Raw genomic sequence first — 256 nt, 5'->3', positions numbered from 1 at the left:
GCGATCTTTTCTGCGCTCGACACGCTTTCGCCCGACATCCTGTGTCTCGCCGGATACATGCGGCTGCTGACGGCGACCTTCATCCAGCGGTATGAAGGCCGGATGCTCAACATCCACCCTTCCCTGCTGCCGCTGTTTCCGGGCCTGCATACCCATCAGCGCGCCATCGACGCCGGCATGCGCATCGCCGGCTGCACCGTGCATTTCGTCACCGAAGGCATGGACGAAGGGCCGACGATCGGCCAGGCGGCCGTCC

Annotated in this window: 1 protein-coding gene; it reads left to right on the top strand. The window is 64.8% G+C overall.

What is annotated here, in order from left to right; all coding sequences use genetic code 11:
- Positions 1 to 256: formyltransferase family protein (locus EOD29_RS33155; RefSeq protein ID WP_281059260.1), on the top strand; the 256-nt coding region annotated here is incomplete at both ends.

The organism is Mesorhizobium sp. M1A.T.Ca.IN.004.03.1.1, from assembly GCF_003997555.1.
Classification (GTDB): Bacteria; Pseudomonadota; Alphaproteobacteria; order Rhizobiales; family Rhizobiaceae; genus Mesorhizobium.
The sequence above is the reverse complement of the archived record's forward strand: the minus strand, read 5'-3'. Positions and strand labels throughout refer to the sequence as shown.